This is a genomic window from Sulfurihydrogenibium sp., from assembly GCF_028276765.1.
In the GTDB taxonomy this organism is placed as follows: Bacteria; Aquificota; Aquificia; order Aquificales; family Hydrogenothermaceae; genus Sulfurihydrogenibium.
Genome location: NZ_JAPYVU010000042.1, coordinates 1 through 15,087, shown reverse-complemented (window position 1 = coordinate 15,087; position 15,087 = coordinate 1). Strand labels below are relative to the sequence as shown.

Here is a 15,087-nt window from a genome sequence, read left to right as displayed (position 1 = left end):
TTCAATCTTATAAGTAGATGGAGAAAGGTTAAGACTTTTGTTGCTTATCTATATGCATATGCTATTGGTTATAGCTTTTTTAGAAAAAGTAAACTATGGAGGTAATTTCTCACCCGACGTATAAGTTATTAACTAATTTAATTAGAAGTATTAAAGCAGGCAAAGATAAAATAGATAAAAGGAGATAAAAAAATTTCTTCCCCTTTATTTTTGCCGAATTTATAATTGCTAATAAATAGAATGCAAAAGAAGCAAGATAAATTATCACTGCCAATTCAGGTAATCCAAACATAATAACCCTCTCCTGTTAAGTTATTTTAAAATTTAACTATACTCCAAAACATATTTAGTCTTATCCTTCTTTTTAAATATCTTTAGTAGTTCAAAGCCCTCGTATTTGAGTAAACCATCGGGCGTATTAATATTAAGTTCTTCAACATTAAATTCATCAGCAAATCTTTTCTCTGGACCTGTATAGCTACAGCACATTTCAGCTACTTTTATTAATTCTCCCGGTGCTAAAGTAACCTCAAGCTCACATTTTTCTTTATCGTATTTGTATTCATCAGATTGAAGGGTTCTGCACTCACCACCTTCTTTACATATATAGATTTCTTTCTTAAATCCAATATACCAGCATGAATTCTTTTCTAATTTCTCCCATCTTTTTTCAACTTCTGGCGTTGGAGCAGGCTGTTTTGGTTTTTCAATTTTTCTGTATTTAACTGCTATCGTTATTGGCATCTCGGACTTGTTTACAACATAAAAACTCGTTGTCCATGAACAGGATAAAAGGAAAAGAGCAATGATAAATATCATGGAAGTTATTAACCTTTTCAATCTTTCTTCCTCTAATACGTTATTATATTTTTCTCTTCTACCTTATCTATCCTCAATGCATATTTCTTCATACTTTACACAAGTCTTATATACTCCGCATATTTGTTGAAAAACCAGATCTCGTTGAAGAACCGGATCCGGATCTGGTAGACAGTCTCTCCTTTCCTCCCATTGTACACACACTTTTTCACATTTTTTAGTACATTCTGACTGTTTATTTTCGTCTTCTGCCAAAGCAATACCACTCAATAATGGGAAAAAGGTAAACATAACTACTAATTTTTTCATGACTATTTACCTCCTGTATTTATTTTTTAAAGATTATTCTATCCCTTATTGGGATCCATAACTCTTCCCATAAACAAAATAGACCCCGTCTTTTTATCACGAATCAAAAAGATAAAAGGATGGTCGGCTTTAAATACTAGTTCTTCGATTAATAATGCTTTTGTGTCCATTACTACAGCAGTAGCTGCTGCAGCTTCTGTTCCCTCTTCATTCACCTCTACAAATGCTTTGTGAATAACACTTGTTATATAAAGATCATTCTTTTCACCATTAATTCCTGAAAAGTCAGCAGCACCAGGACTAAAAGCATCTTTCATACCCATATCAGATAAAACATTACTCAAGTTAAATCCTTGTGTAAATTTAAATCTTGGAATATATACTTTAACTTCTGTTTTCATAGCATTTTTCAACCACTCTTGCAATTTCTTTTCATCCATCATATTTTCAACTGTTTTAAACTTTCCTACTTTTGGTAAGATTATAACCATAGAAACTTTGTCACCTTTATAAGGTATCTCTAATAATTGAAAATCATCGTTTTCGTAATAATTGAATGTGTTTTTTTGGTACATCATTTTAACCTTAGTTTTTTGCCCGTTTATTAAATAAAAATCTTCATCTCTCGTAGCCATCTTATCAAATTCTGTTTGCCACTTTCCTTTAAAATAAATAGCATTTGTAAGCACCAATCTTGTAAGGCTTGTTATATCTCCTGGATTTAATATATCTTTAATTTTTTCTTTTGTTTCTTTTGAAACCCAATTATTAATTTTTATTCGTGCACCTTCAGGATTTGTTTTATAATCTACTTCGTTAAATCCACCTTTGTAGTACTTTTCCATTGTATTTAAAAATTCCTGAAGATATTTATAATCCTTTTGCAACCATAGAGCATTAGCAATACTGAGTTCATAATCCTTATTAGATTTTAAATTTTCAATTAGCTTAGAGTAAGCTGGATGAAGACGATTTTGCGGAAGAGTAAAGTTTAATACATTAGCCATCTGCTTTTCCGTATTCCCCCTTGCTCCAGCATAGGTCATTGCAAGAGCAATTGATATACTGGCAGGTGAATAAAAGATATTCTCTTCTTTATTTTTACCCTTACCCTTATCTTTATCTTTTAGTTTTTTATATAAATCAAAACTAAACTTGTTTATACCCTGTGATACAACTTTTAAATCGCTGTCTGTATCTGCCATAGCTATATTACAAAAGAACATTACTAAGACCATTAAAAATACGTTAACTAACTTTTTCATAGTTACACCCCCTAATTTTTAATTGGGTATTAATAAATAATCAAGATCCGGTTGTAATTTTAATATTATTGTTATCCATACCATAAAAGCCAATATTTCTAAAGGTATTTCATGACTTAGAAAACATTCTCTTTTTCTGTGAAATATCTTGCGTTTTATAAAACCTATTTCTGAGCCTTCTTTCTCTAAGATTGCATATCTCTCAATGAAAAGTCCGAATTCTTTCCTCAAAATTATCTCTCTTCCATCTAATAACCTAATTGTAAATTGATTCCTAAATATACTCGACTTATCAGCTCTAATAATTTTTATCCCGTCATCTTCCTTCCATCCCATTTCATACCATTCTCTATAACCTCTTAGCTTATAGACCTTATTTGTTTCAAGAATAGTTATAGAATCAAAATCTGTATAGCTGTGTTTTATATACACAATTGGCCTATTTCCATCCAATATCTCATAGTCATGACTAAAAAAACTTATTGGAACAATTTTGTATCTTTTCATTCGACTGCGTTTTTCTCTATATGTTCTAAAATTTCTTTATGGGCTCTAATATAGTCTTTTAACTCTTCCAAAGCAATCAAAAATATTTTTTACCTTCCTTGTAAGAATTTTGTCATGTTAAGCCATTTTTGCATTTTTTTAGCAAGAGTTCTCCCATGGAGAGCTCTCATTCTTTAAGCATCATTCGTTGTTTTCGGTCTTTTCAATTTTAGGTTTTGGGACTGGAATATATAGTATTCCGCCACCTCTTAGATTTGAAGACCTTTCAGTATCAAATCCCTGCCCTGCTCCCCTTCTTGCATTTTCCCATGAACTGTTGAGATCGTCATAGCTTCCTGGCTTTGTTGACTCTTTCGCTGCATGCCAGCTATCGCCAGATATACCATTCATTTGATCATAAGCAGAATCTGAACCATAAGACATACCTGTTACCAACAACATAAATACCATACCAAACAAACATGCTTTTAAACTCTTCATAAGACACCTCCTGTGGTTTTTTTAGTCTTCTATGAAGACATCTAATATTAATTAGTTGCAACGGAAGTAGGTATCACAATCTCTTCCAGCATCATAGCTTGATCTATAACAAAGACATGTGCATGGATTAGAATAAAAATATCCCCATGGACAGCAAAATGCTTCTTTACACCTGTAATGCTCACAATAGACTCCTCCAGGACAAGGATAATCATCTTGACTTGCTACAATAATGGGTCTATAAGTATTTTTACCACACATGACCGGATTAACCTTATCTAAAGTTTCATCTGCAAATACCGATGAGTTAACTGCAGATAAAATAAAAAGCAGGATGTAAATCACATTTCTTTTCATCATCAACCTCCTAAATTATTATTTCTATGTTTTCCAACAAGTGGCATTTTTAAGTCTTAGGTTTTGATATACATTATTATTAAAATCTCTCTTTGAAAGGTTTGATATCTATCTGTAAGCAAAACAGATAAAAACCTTTCAAAAGAAGTTAAAATGTGTATAATCTAATTTATATAGCAATTATTCAATATTTCAACAGAATGAAGCAAAGAAGACAAAATTCTATTAGATGCGATAGATAAAATCTATACAGAACATCCATATTATGGTGCCAGAAGAATGCAAAAAAGTATTAGAAAGCATAGGAATAAAAGTAGGAAAGAGAAAGTTAAGCAGAACTTATAAGTTTATGGGTATAAGAGTATTATATCCACGAGACTTGTCAATAATTTTATATCTGGATTGAAAACTTTTTATTAAACAATTGTAAAATTTCATAAGAAGCTCCTTTAAAAGCAGGTATAGGTTTTTTCCACTTTTTATTCTTTAAATTATCTCTCTGTATAAGCAGATTTATCTCAAGAATGTCCACAGATTGAAAATATCCACCTAAATTTATTCTTGCTTTCTCTATCATACTATTGACACTTTCCACTGGATTTGTTGTGTATATGTGCTTTCTTAGACTTTCTGGATATTTTAAAAAACATAAGTATCTCTCTTTGTTAAATTGAATATGCTTTATGAAGTTTGGATACTTAGATTTAAATCTACCGCATAAGTCATCTAATTTTTCTAATCCATCTTCATAATCTAAGCTGTTTTCTTTTATGTTTTTCAATTCTTTGTTAAATACTTGTGAATCTTCCTTACCCATTTGACTTTTGACATTTCTTTGTAAATGGACTAAGCATAGCTGATGGTCTGTATAAGGAAATAGTGTTTCTATGGCTTTTGTTATCCCAGGAAAATCATCACTTACTATAAGCATTACTCTTTTTAGTCCTCTATCTATTAAATCATTGAATACTTTTATCCAGTCTGCTTTGTTTTCACTACTGAAAAATGTGTAAAATCCAAATATATCTTTGTTTCCCTGCAAATCTACTCCAAGAACTACGTAAACAGAAGCTTTTCTGATTTTGTTTTTCTCTTTTATATCACAGTGATATGCATCTATATACAGTACAAATGCATCCGATGGAAGCTCTCTTGTTTTAAAATCATTAAGCCTTTCTATAAGCTCTTTCTTGATTATATCCATATGTTGTTTCGAGTAGTTTAAACCCAAGCTTTTTAATGTAGAATCTATCTTACTTTCTACAGTATCCATTGGATACTAAACTCATAAGAAGGTCTATATAATCTTCATTAACTCTTTTGTAAGGGTCAGGTAATATTTGTGGTCTAAATCTACCCTTTCTATCTCTGGGGACATTTATGTTAAGCTTGAAGGAACCAGTATTTAGACTTCTTTCATAATACCCATTTGCTTTGTTATCATCATCATTTTCAAGAAAGAAATTTCTTTCTTGGTTCATGACAAGTTCTAAAACAGATTCTAAAAGCTTTCTTATACCCACCTTTTCTTAGGTTGCTATACCGTTTGGGAAAAGCTCTTTTACTAATTCTTCAGTTGATCTGTCTAATATTTTTTCAAAGTATTCTTTCTTATCCATTATCATTCCTCCATGTAATTTTATTTAGATTTATTTAGACACAACATTATTTTAACTCCCGTAATATCAATATTTGGAGGATTTAAAAGATTTAAAAGTGTAAAGGAAGCAGCTAGTTTTGCTGGTTTAAATCCAAGTCCATATGAAAGTGGATCAAGTGTAAAGAAAAGTGGCAAGATAAAGAAAATGGGAAATCCATATGCAAGAAAGATACTATACATGGCAGCATTATCAGCAATAAGGTTTAACAAATACTGCAGAGAATTATACGAAAGATTAGTAAGTAAAGGTAAAGCTAAAAAGTTAGCATTAGTAGCTGTAGCACATAAGTTATTAAGGCAGGCATATGGTGTATTAAAAAGTAGAAAACCATTTGATAAAAATTTTTGTACTTGACATTTAACATATAACATAGAACATCCTGAGGCCGAAGACCGAAGGATCTCATTTTTAAATTTTATAAAAACCGCCAATTTCTCACTCAAGGTATTTCCAATTCTATATCATCTAACAAATTATCGTTTATTTTTTCAAGCCATCACATAATCTGGTGTCTTGTCTTCAATCAATCTCTTATTCAATTTTTGTATTGAATAGCAAAACGAAGAATGAGACCATGTTAAAGGACATACAGATAATGGCTCTCCTGTGAATGGATGGAATTGCTCTGCCAACAATCCAGCCTGAGTTTTTCTCTTTATCACCCAGTTAATCAGCTGAAATGCCCTGTCAAACAATCCAACCTGCGTATACCAGTTAGCAAGCCATAAAGTAGTTATTATCCAAGGATTTCCTGGTGTATCATCAGACACTTTGTGATAGTAGTCGTTTTCATATCTTGCAAGACCACCAATCCCGTTTTTTATCCAAAGCCTATCCTCTACTGCCCTTACAGTATTAACCATTCTATAATCTTCCGGGTCTATAACGCCAAATTCATGAACAAGTAGCAAACTACTTTCTACAGTTTTATCCTTAATGATATTTCCGTTTTTATCTCTGTATATTCCTCTTAAAAATCTTCCTTCTTCTTCATCATAAAGATATGTCAAAATTCCATTTCTAATTTCTTCAGCTTTTTGATTGTACAAAACAGACTCTTCTTTGTTTCCTACAAGTATAGCAAGCTTGGATGCAGCAATCAAACCTGCGTATACTGTTGATGCTGTATAAGTAAAAATACCTCTTCTTTCTTCCCATAAATCATAGCTTTCAAGGGGAAGGTTTAACTGCGGGTCTGTATATTTAACCATAAAGTTTGCAGCCTTTCTGACAAATCCGTTATACATATAGTCCACAAACTCAATATCCTTGCTATTTAAATAATGATTGTATAAAGCAACAACCACCAAAGCTGTCTCATCTTCTTGGATTGGAAGCTGATAATTTTCATCATCATCACACCAAGGATGCCATGATGAACCTGCTGTTCCATCTGGAGAATATTTATGAAGAAGATAACCTTCATCTGTTATATGTTGTTTACAGAATTTAAAAAATCTTTGTGTTAAGTTTGTATATCCTGCATTATCAAGAGACATAACGATGAAAGCGCCATCCCTTGGCCAAAGATAGCTGTAATGGTCTTTGTTAAACTTATAAATCGATGTATCGTTTGCAGCGACGATAGCACCGTTATTGTCAAAGTGGGCACGAATGATTAAAAGACTTTGATAGTATAGGTCTTTTATATTTTTAGATAAAGCCGGCAGTAGCCTGTCTTTTGTCTTTATCCAACCTTGCCAAAACTCCTGCGTTTCTTCAAGTAAATTATCTAAACCTTCATTGCTTACTTTATTTTTCAATTTAACTATATCATCATAACGATGACCAACTAAAAGATAGTAGTAGGCTGTTTTACTTTCAAAAGGTTTTAGATTTTCAACTACTGCCCAAGCACTATCAATCTCTCCTTGGACTATCTTATTTCTGCTTAAATGACCTCTCTCAATTTCTAACCAAGATCCGGATACATGATTTTTCTTTGAGACGGTATATTCAAAATTACTGCTTTGAGATGAGATATAAATATAAGTTGCACCTTTGTAATGAATCAAGCCTTTTAATTTTGGGTCAAAGTAAGCAGTATTACCAATTTCAGATTCATTTAACTTAAATCCATGATAAAAAAATATTTTTACTTCTTTTTCTTCCTCTGTTAGATTTGTAATCTGGATTTGATGGATTAGTATATCTAAATATTTATGAATTGCTGATTTAAAGCTTAGCTTGATGCCAAGCTCATCAGATTTAGCCTCTAAATTCGCAACCAATGAGTTTTCACAGTAGCTAAATTTTTTCTCCCAAGAGTCGTCAATCCATTTAAACCTACCATTTACATATACACCAATAGAGTTTGCCTCTGAGTTTAGATGATTATACATTCCAACGTAAGGAAAGTAAAAGTCTCTAATAGCAAAGTTTTCATCTATATTAACAAAAAATTTTCCATTACTCAGCACTATCTCTTTCATAGATTGACCTTACCTCTTTGTCTGTTAGATGTTTAAATTGATACGGCTTTAAGTTTTCAATAGAAATGCTATCTATTTTAACACGAACAAGCCTTCTTACTTTATGATTAAATTTACTTACATATCTTCTTAAGATTCTCTTTTTTCCGCTATGAATTTCAAAAAGTAGCCAAGTACTATCTTTAGCGTGTTTTATGATTTCAACTTTATCTGGCTTAAAAAATCCATCTTCTAAAACAGCTCCTTTTTTCATCTGATTTAGTGTTTCTTTGTCAACTTTTGGAACCACTTCTACATGATAAACTTTTTTAATTTCGTGCTTTGGATGGGCAATTTTGTTTGCAAACTCACCGTCGTTTGTTAAAATTAAAAGACCTTCGCTATTATAATCAAGCCTTCCAACAGGAAATAAACTTTCTTTGATATTTAATTTTTTAAGCAAATCTGTCAATGTTTTTCTTCCAAACTTATCTTTTCCAATCGCTGAAAGGTAGCCAACAGGTTTGTAGATTTTTATGTAAATCTTTTTCTCTACCGGTTTTATGATATTACCTTCAACCTCCACTATATCTTTTTCTGGGTTTATCTTAATTCCTAAGTCTTTGATGATTTCTCCATTTACTTTAACTTTTCCTTCTTTTATAAGCTCGTCTGCCTTTCTTCTGCTACATATTCCACTTTGTGCTATGTATTTATTCAATCTTACTTGCATCTTTAACAGCCTTAATAAAATTTTTAATTATATAATATACACACGTCAGGTGAGAAATTTAATAAAAATCATGAGATTCTTCGCCGGCTGCAGAATGATGAATAAGGTTATCCTTCCTTTAACACTTATTAATCAACCTTTTCCTTGTCATCTGAGGCCGTGAGGCCGAAGGATCTCATTTTTAAATTTTACAAAAACCGCTAATTTCTCACCCAAGGTATTTAAGTATGTAAATACTTAGATATTTAAAAATCTAATTAAAATCTAAGAAAGTATTATGCTAAAATTAAAGAAAAAGGAGCTTGCAATATGAAAGAACTGCCAATAGGCATTCAAACCTTCAGAGATATAATAGAAGGCAATTATTACTATGTAGATAAAACACCATTTATACTAAAGCTTGCTAAAGGAAAATATTACTTTTTAAGCAGACCAAGAAGATTTGGAAAATCTCTATTTTTAGATACAGTCAAAGAAGCATTCTCAGGAAATAAAGAGTTATTTAAAGGTTTGTATATCTATGACAAATGGGATTGGAGTAAAAAGCATCCGATTATAAAAATTAGCTTTGCTATCGGAACAAATAATAATTCAGAAAAATTAAGAAGCACGATTTCTTTCAACCTAAAAAACGCAGCATATGATTATAAGATCAATCTTGAAGAAGAAGAGCTTAACCAAAAATTCTATGAGCTTATAAGAAAACTTTATGAAAAATACAATGAAAAAGTAGTTATTTTAATAGATGAATATGATAAACCAATCTTAGATGCAATAGAAAACATAGAGTATGCAAAAGAAAATAGAGAAATTTTAAAAGATTTCTACTCAGTTTTAAAAGATGCAGACCCATACATTAAGCTTGCATTTTTAACAGGAGTATCAAGATTTTCTAAAGTATCTATTTTTAGTGGATTAAACCAGTTAAACGATATTACATTAGACCCAAACTTTGCTACTATCTGCGGATATACACAAAGAGATTTAGAAACTGTATTTGCAGATAGGATAGTAGATTTTGATAAAGAAGAGATTAGAAGATGGTATAACGGCTATAGTTGGCTTGGTGAAAAGGTTTACAATCCTTTTGATATTCTAATGCTTTTTGATAAGAAAATATTTAGACCTTATTGGTTTGAAACAGGAACACCTACGTTTTTAATCAAGCTTTTTAAACAGAATAAATATTATTTGCCAAAAGTAGAAAATTTAAAAGTAGGAGAAGAGCTTTTATCCAATCTTGATATTGATAATATAAGACCAGAAAATCTGCTATTTCAAACAGGATACCTGACAATAAAAGATGTAATAGAAGAACCTACAGAAAGAATTTATATTCTAAGCTATCCAAATTTTGAAGTAAAGAAAAGTTTTAACAGCTATTTTTTAACAAAATTAATACCAGACCCAACAGTAAAGACAGAAACAGATATAGCTATCAAATCAGCCTTAAGAGATAATCAAATAGAAAAACTGAAAGATATCTTATATAGATTTTTTGCAAGCATGCCATATGATTGGTATAGAAAAAATGATTTAGAAAGCTATGAGGGCTTTTATGCATCAATTGTCTATGCTTTATTTAGTGGAGCAGGATTTGAAACAGTAGCAGAGGATACTACTAATAAAGGTAAAGTAGATTTAACAGTAATATACAATAACAAAGTTTATATCATAGAGTTTAAAGTAGTAGAAGACCAACCAGAAAAGACAGCTTTAAAACAGATTGAAGAGAAAAGATATTATGAAAAATATTTAGGAAAGTATGAAGAAGTTTATTTGATTGGAATTGAGTTTAGTAAAAAGGATAGAAACATAGTGGATTTTCAGTGGAAAGCGGTATAGTCAGGGAGGAGAGATTAGAAGAGTTTATAAGGAAACAAGAATGTTCCAAAAATCAAAAAACTTCTTTTCAAAATAAAGATTAAGATTGTTTTAAAATTTTTAGATTTGATAGAAACATAAAGTATGCCTAGCAAGAAGTCGGAGTACATGCTTATTAGGATGAGTAAAGATTATGAGAGTGTCCCAAAAATTCAAACTGTCATTCTGCAGCCGGCGAAGAATCTCATAATTTTCTTTTCAAATCAAAAACGAGATCTTTCGACATTACGGCCTCGGGATGACAAGGAAAGGTAAACTTACGGGAATTTTGGAACACTCTCGCAAAGATTATTGACAAACGAATTAAATTGATGCATCATTTTCTCCCAACATTCATATCTTACCTAAAACAATTGTATATTAAGTATACCAAAATTCTTTAAGAGAATAGTTTTAATAATAATTGCAGATATGAGAGAAAAAGAATGGATGGGATAAGTTCTTGTCATTGATCTTTTAATACCGCTGTGGAATACTTTAGACATTCTGCAGCAAAACAAGGTTTTGAATAGTAAACATTAAAGGAAAGGATAGTGTCTATATTAGAATATTTACTATCAAAAACCTGTAACGGAGGAAAGATGAATATTAAAACCCACAACAAGATAAATCCTAAACTTTCCGGAGAAGTTATAGAGCTTGCTGAAGGAAAAACTGCAACGGTCAAATTAGAAACAAATGAAGATATACTTGCCGACGATAAAGGGTTAATTCATGGAGGTTTTATATTTTCAGCGGCAGATTATTGTGCGATGATTACAATTAACCATCCAAACGTTGTTTTAGGAAGTGCTGAAGTAAAGTTTATAAAGCCATTAAAAATAGGAGAAACAGCCTTTTTTAAAAGTGAAGTTTTAAGCACTGAAGGTAAAAAAGTTTTAGTTAAAGTAGATGGTTTTAAAAATGAAGATAAATTTTTTGAAGGAACTTTTAAATGTTATGTTTTAGATAAACATGTTTTAGAGTCATGAAGTTTTATAGTGTAAAGATGAGAGCATCGCTTAACGATAAACATGTATCAGGTGGAGAAAGGATAACAACAGAAGAAAGCATTCAAAAAGTAGTTTCAGAGCTTTTGGCAAGACCCAAAGAGTTTGATTTTATCAATATAAAAATAGAAAAAATTAATAATATTAAGTTTATCGAAAAATCTCTTGATGTAAAGACGATTAATGTAAAAAATCATAAAGAAGGGAATGAAATTGCATTAAAATTACTTGAAGAAGTCGGGATTGATAGAGAAATTGCTAAAGCGCATATAGATTTATTGCATACAGGAGCAAATCCTGATAGAGAAAACATGAGAGGAGCAATGATTATAACAAAGTCAGGCAAAAGATTAGAAAAAGATAAATATAGAGGAGTTAGAACTACAAACGTAGATTTTTTACACCGTGAAGAAGTTAAAAAAATACTGTTAGAAAAAAAATATACAGAAAGAACCTTAGATGCCTTAGCATTGTCAACAAAAAACCTAAACTATCCGGATATAATAGCTGAATACTGTATATCAGACCAACCAGACTATACAACCGGCTACGTTGCAGTCAATAATACATATTACAGAATTAATCCGTTGAAAGAATATTTAAATCCAAAAGGTGGTAGAATATACTTTGTAAAAGATAACACCGATATTGAAGAGCTTTATAAATATTTACAGGAAGAAAGTTTTTTGATTAAAGAGGTTGGAAATTTAGAATGAAAACCGTATTTATCCATGGATGGGGGTTTAGTAAAGAGATATTTAGAGATTACTACTATTTAGATAATAGTTTGTTTTTAGATTTGCCATTCCATGGAGACTTTAAAGATTTTGAAAAAAATAATATTTTTGAAGATTATGTTAACTACATTTCAAATTTGATAAATGAAAAAACTACACTTATTGGTTGGTCTCTTGGTGGTTCTGTTGCATTTTTAACAGCTTTGAAAAATCCATTTATAGAAAAGCTTGTTTTGATAGGCTTTAGTCCAAAGTTTAATGACAGTCTTCTTGGTAGTGATCCAAAAGTCATTAAAGCCTTTATGCTGAATCTAAATAATGATTTTGAAAATACAGTATATCAGTTTAGAAAAACAGCTACGGGCGAAGAGTTTAGAGAGATTCCATTACCTGAAAAAGAGGGAAGTAAAGAGCTTTTAAAAGAATACATAAATTTAGACCTAACAGAAAAACTTCATCTTGTTGACATTCCAACTTACATAATTCATGGAGATAAAGACTCAATAGTAAATCCAAACTCTGCCATATACTGCCATGAAAAAATCAAAAATAGCCAACTTATTTTATTAGACTCAAATCATGCACCATTTTTAGAAAGGGATATTTTCCAGTACATTGATGATTAAAAAAAGAATCAGTCAATCTTTCTCAAAATCTTTCAGGACTTATCAAAATAAAGCAATCATACAAAAGCAAACAGCTACCATACTATCCGAGATGGCTAAGGATTTAACCGGTTTAGGTATAGATTTGGGCTGTGGAACAGGCTTTTTATACGAGAGTTTAAGAAAAAAAATGATAGGCGTTGATATATCTTTAAAGATGTTAGAAATCTACAAATCAAAAAATCCTTTGGCAATCGCAGGAGATATAGAAAAACTACCATTTAAAAACAATGTATTTGACTTTGCAGTTTCTAATTTTAGTCTACATTGGACAGATTTAAAAATAAGTTTAAAAGAGATAAGCAGAGTCTTAAAACAAAATGGCATTTTTTGCTTTTGCATACCATTTGAAGGAAGTTTAAAAATAGTTGAGAATATCTTAGGAAAAAGAAATTATGATTTTTACTCTGAAAAAGAAGCTATAGAAATACTAAGTGGATATTTTGAAATAATTATTTCATTCCATAAAGAGTTTAGACTTGAATTTAAAAATGGATTAGAGCTATTAAATCATCTTCACGAAACAGGTTCAGCGGTTGGTAAAGAGGGTTTAAGCTTAGGCGAAAAAAAGAGGATTTTTGAAAAGTTTAAAAATTACAATAAAACAACGTTGCTGAATTTTAATGTATTGTTTGTTAAAGCCTTAAAGAAAAAATAAATTAAAGATAGCATAAAAAAGGAGTCTTTCGGACTAAAGTCTTCAGGATAGGGGTAAAAGTTCATACTACGTGAGACTGCTTGCAAAAATCCATATCGTCATTCTGCAGCCGGCGGTGTAATTCTGAGTGAAGCGAAGAATCTCATGTTTTTGTTGAATTTCTCACCCGAGGTATTACTCACTTAATGATATAATAATTTTTAAAAACTTTTGGAGGTTTCTATGCCTAAATTAGTCTTAGTAAGACACGGACAATCTTTTTGGAACTTACAAAATAGATTTACCGGATGGGTAGATGTTCCACTCACAGAAAAAGGAAAAGAGGAAGCATTTAAAGCAGGAGAGCTTTTGAAAGATATTAGATTCAAAGTTGCTTACACATCTGCATTAACAAGAGCTCAAGAAACATTAAAAATCATTCTTGAAGTTATTGGGCTACAAATCCCAATTATAAAAGACCAAGCATTAAACGAAAGACACTATGGAGCATTGCAAGGTTTAAACAAAGACAGGGCAAGACAAAAATATGGAGCTGAAATTGTTCATCTTTGGAGAAGAAGCTATGATATTGCGCCACCGGAAGGAGAATCTTTAAAAGATACTGCAGCAAGAACAATTCCATTCTTAGAAAGAGCAATTCTTGGCGATATCTACGAAGGAAATGATGTGTTAGTTGTTGCCCATGGAAACTCTTTAAGGTCTATTATCATGTATCTTGAAAAACTAACACCGGAAGAGATTATAAAAGTTGAGCTTGATACAGGTGCTGCGGTTGTCTACGAGTTAGACCAAGAGGGAAATATCATAAGCAAAGAGGTTAGAAAATGAGATATCTTATAGCTGCCAACTGGAAGATGAACAAAACAGTTGCAGAATCCTTGGAGTACATAGAAAAATTTAAACCCATGGTTGAAGATATTCATCAAGTTGATATTATGATAGCCCCATCTTTTACAGCTTTATCTTCAGCTTCTTTAGAGCTTAGTAAGACAAATATAAAACTTGGTGCTCAAAATATGTATCATGTAGATAGAGGGGCTTTTACTGGTGAGATATCGCCAATAATGTTGAAAGAGTTAAACGTTGAGTATGTAATCCTTGGACATTCTGAAAGAAGACATATTTTTGGAGAAAAGGACGAGCTTATAAATAAAAAAGTTATATCCGCATTAGAACATGGAATAAGACCGATAGTTTGCGTTGGAGAGACGTTGGAAGAAAGAGAGCTTGGAATAACATTAAACGTTGTAGAAAGACAGATAAAAATGGCTTTTGCTGGTGTTTATCCTGAGATTGGTCTTTGTGATATAGCTTATGAACCCGTCTGGGCTATTGGAACAGGGAAGAATGCAACAAAAGAGCAAGCCCAAGAAGTTCATCATTTTATTAGAACTCTTATAAACGAACTGTCTAAAGGAAATGATGAGACTACAAGGATTTTATACGGTGGTAGTGTTAATGAAAATAATGCAAAAGATTTGATAAGTCAAAAAAATGTTGATGGATTTTTGGTTGGTACAGCAAGCTTAGACCCTGAAAAATTTTATAAAATCATTACCCATTCTTTGGAGGTTAACAACAGTTGCTGATTTCTGTAAAAATATATATTGAT

Annotated in this window: 15 protein-coding genes and 2 pseudogenes; 8 read left to right on the top strand and 9 right to left on the bottom strand. The window is 31.3% G+C overall.

Going from position 1 to position 15,087, the window contains the following annotated elements; genetic code table 11:
• Nucleotides 1–324 precede the first annotated feature (324 nt).
• The 7 genes and pseudogenes from Q0929_RS07135 to Q0929_RS07105 all read right to left on the bottom strand — a co-directional run bounded on the left by Q0929_RS07135 (nucleotide 325) and on the right by Q0929_RS07105 (nucleotide 5,260).
• Complete coding sequence (locus tag Q0929_RS07135; protein ID WP_299239232.1) at nucleotides 325–840, bottom strand: hypothetical protein; 516 nt, start codon at nucleotides 838–840, stop codon at nucleotides 325–327.
• A 42-nt stretch (nucleotides 841–882) separates the two neighbouring features.
• The gene (locus tag Q0929_RS07130) at nucleotides 883–1,128 is read right to left on the bottom strand and encodes a hypothetical protein (protein WP_299239230.1); all 246 of its coding nucleotides are present in this window, start codon (nucleotides 1,126–1,128) and stop codon (nucleotides 883–885) included.
• 38 nt (nucleotides 1,129–1,166) lie between these two features.
• Complete coding sequence (locus Q0929_RS07125) at nucleotides 1,167–2,393, bottom strand: serpin family protein (RefSeq protein ID WP_299239228.1); 1,227 nt, start codon at nucleotides 2,391–2,393, stop codon at nucleotides 1,167–1,169.
• An 18-nt stretch (nucleotides 2,394–2,411) separates the two neighbouring features.
• Nucleotides 2,412–2,900, bottom strand: coding sequence for a hypothetical protein (locus Q0929_RS07120; protein WP_299239226.1), 489 nt, complete (start codon nucleotides 2,898–2,900; stop codon nucleotides 2,412–2,414).
• A gap of 180 nt (nucleotides 2,901–3,080) precedes the next feature.
• Complete coding sequence (locus Q0929_RS07115; RefSeq protein ID WP_299239224.1) at nucleotides 3,081–3,380, bottom strand: hypothetical protein; 300 nt, start codon at nucleotides 3,378–3,380, stop codon at nucleotides 3,081–3,083.
• A 51-nt stretch (nucleotides 3,381–3,431) separates the two neighbouring features.
• Nucleotides 3,432–3,740, bottom strand: a complete 309-nt coding sequence (locus tag Q0929_RS07110) for a hypothetical protein (protein WP_299239222.1) — start codon at nucleotides 3,738–3,740, stop codon at nucleotides 3,432–3,434.
• A 388-nt stretch (nucleotides 3,741–4,128) separates the two neighbouring features.
• A pseudogene (locus Q0929_RS07105) lies at nucleotides 4,129–5,260 on the bottom strand (IS256 family transposase).
• Between the two features lie 156 nt (nucleotides 5,261–5,416).
• Between Q0929_RS07105 and Q0929_RS07095 the strand changes: the two are divergent.
• Nucleotides 5,417–5,752, top strand: a pseudogene (locus Q0929_RS07095) (transposase); the annotation flags it as partial.
• Between the two features lie 134 nt (nucleotides 5,753–5,886).
• On the opposite strand, the gene Q0929_RS07090 reads toward Q0929_RS07095, so the two are convergent.
• Together Q0929_RS07090 and Q0929_RS07085 are read right to left on the bottom strand one after the other, a co-directional pair.
• Nucleotides 5,887–7,830 (bottom strand): glycoside hydrolase family 15 protein, encoded by a 1,944-nt coding sequence (locus Q0929_RS07090; protein WP_299239216.1) that lies wholly within the window; start codon nucleotides 7,828–7,830, stop codon nucleotides 5,887–5,889.
• On the bottom strand, nucleotides 7,808–8,542 hold the full coding sequence (locus tag Q0929_RS07085; protein WP_299239215.1) for a pseudouridine synthase: 735 nt from the start codon (nucleotides 8,540–8,542) through the stop codon (nucleotides 7,808–7,810). Before Q0929_RS07085 ends, Q0929_RS07090 begins: the two co-directional genes overlap by 23 nt.
• 309 nt (nucleotides 8,543–8,851) lie before the next feature.
• Here Q0929_RS07085 and Q0929_RS07080 point away from each other — a divergent pair, with 309 nt between their 5' ends.
• The 7 genes from Q0929_RS07080 to tpiA all read left to right on the top strand — a co-directional run bounded on the left by Q0929_RS07080 (nucleotide 8,852) and on the right by tpiA (nucleotide 15,064).
• The gene (locus Q0929_RS07080; protein WP_299239213.1) at nucleotides 8,852–10,387 is read left to right on the top strand and encodes an ATP-binding protein; all 1,536 of its coding nucleotides are present in this window, start codon (nucleotides 8,852–8,854) and stop codon (nucleotides 10,385–10,387) included.
• Between the two features lie 620 nt (nucleotides 10,388–11,007).
• Nucleotides 11,008–11,397 carry a hotdog domain-containing protein gene (locus Q0929_RS07075; RefSeq protein WP_299239211.1) on the top strand — a complete coding sequence of 130 codons (390 nt, stop codon included), beginning with the start codon at nucleotides 11,008–11,010 and terminating at the stop codon, nucleotides 11,395–11,397.
• Nucleotides 11,394–12,131: a 6-carboxyhexanoate--CoA ligase gene (locus Q0929_RS07070; RefSeq protein ID WP_299239209.1), complete on the top strand. Its 738-nt coding sequence runs from the start codon at nucleotides 11,394–11,396 to the stop codon at nucleotides 12,129–12,131. The genes Q0929_RS07075 and Q0929_RS07070 overlap by 4 nt, the downstream gene beginning before the upstream one ends.
• Nucleotides 12,128–12,778, top strand: coding sequence for an alpha/beta fold hydrolase (locus Q0929_RS07065; RefSeq protein WP_299239207.1), 651 nt, complete (start codon nucleotides 12,128–12,130; stop codon nucleotides 12,776–12,778). Before Q0929_RS07070 ends, Q0929_RS07065 begins: the two co-directional genes overlap by 4 nt.
• Nucleotides 12,771–13,475, top strand: coding sequence for a methyltransferase domain-containing protein (locus Q0929_RS07060; protein WP_299239205.1), 705 nt, complete (start codon nucleotides 12,771–12,773; stop codon nucleotides 13,473–13,475). Before Q0929_RS07065 ends, Q0929_RS07060 begins: the two co-directional genes overlap by 8 nt.
• Before the next feature lie 222 nt (nucleotides 13,476–13,697).
• A complete protein-coding gene (locus tag Q0929_RS07055) occupies nucleotides 13,698–14,303 on the top strand; it encodes a 2,3-bisphosphoglycerate-dependent phosphoglycerate mutase (protein ID WP_007546897.1) in 606 nt (201 codons plus the stop codon).
• On the top strand, nucleotides 14,300–15,064 hold the full coding sequence (gene tpiA, locus Q0929_RS07050) for a triose-phosphate isomerase (protein ID WP_299239203.1): 765 nt from the start codon (nucleotides 14,300–14,302) through the stop codon (nucleotides 15,062–15,064). The genes Q0929_RS07055 and tpiA overlap by 4 nt, the downstream gene beginning before the upstream one ends.
• Nucleotides 15,065–15,087 lie beyond the last annotated feature (23 nt).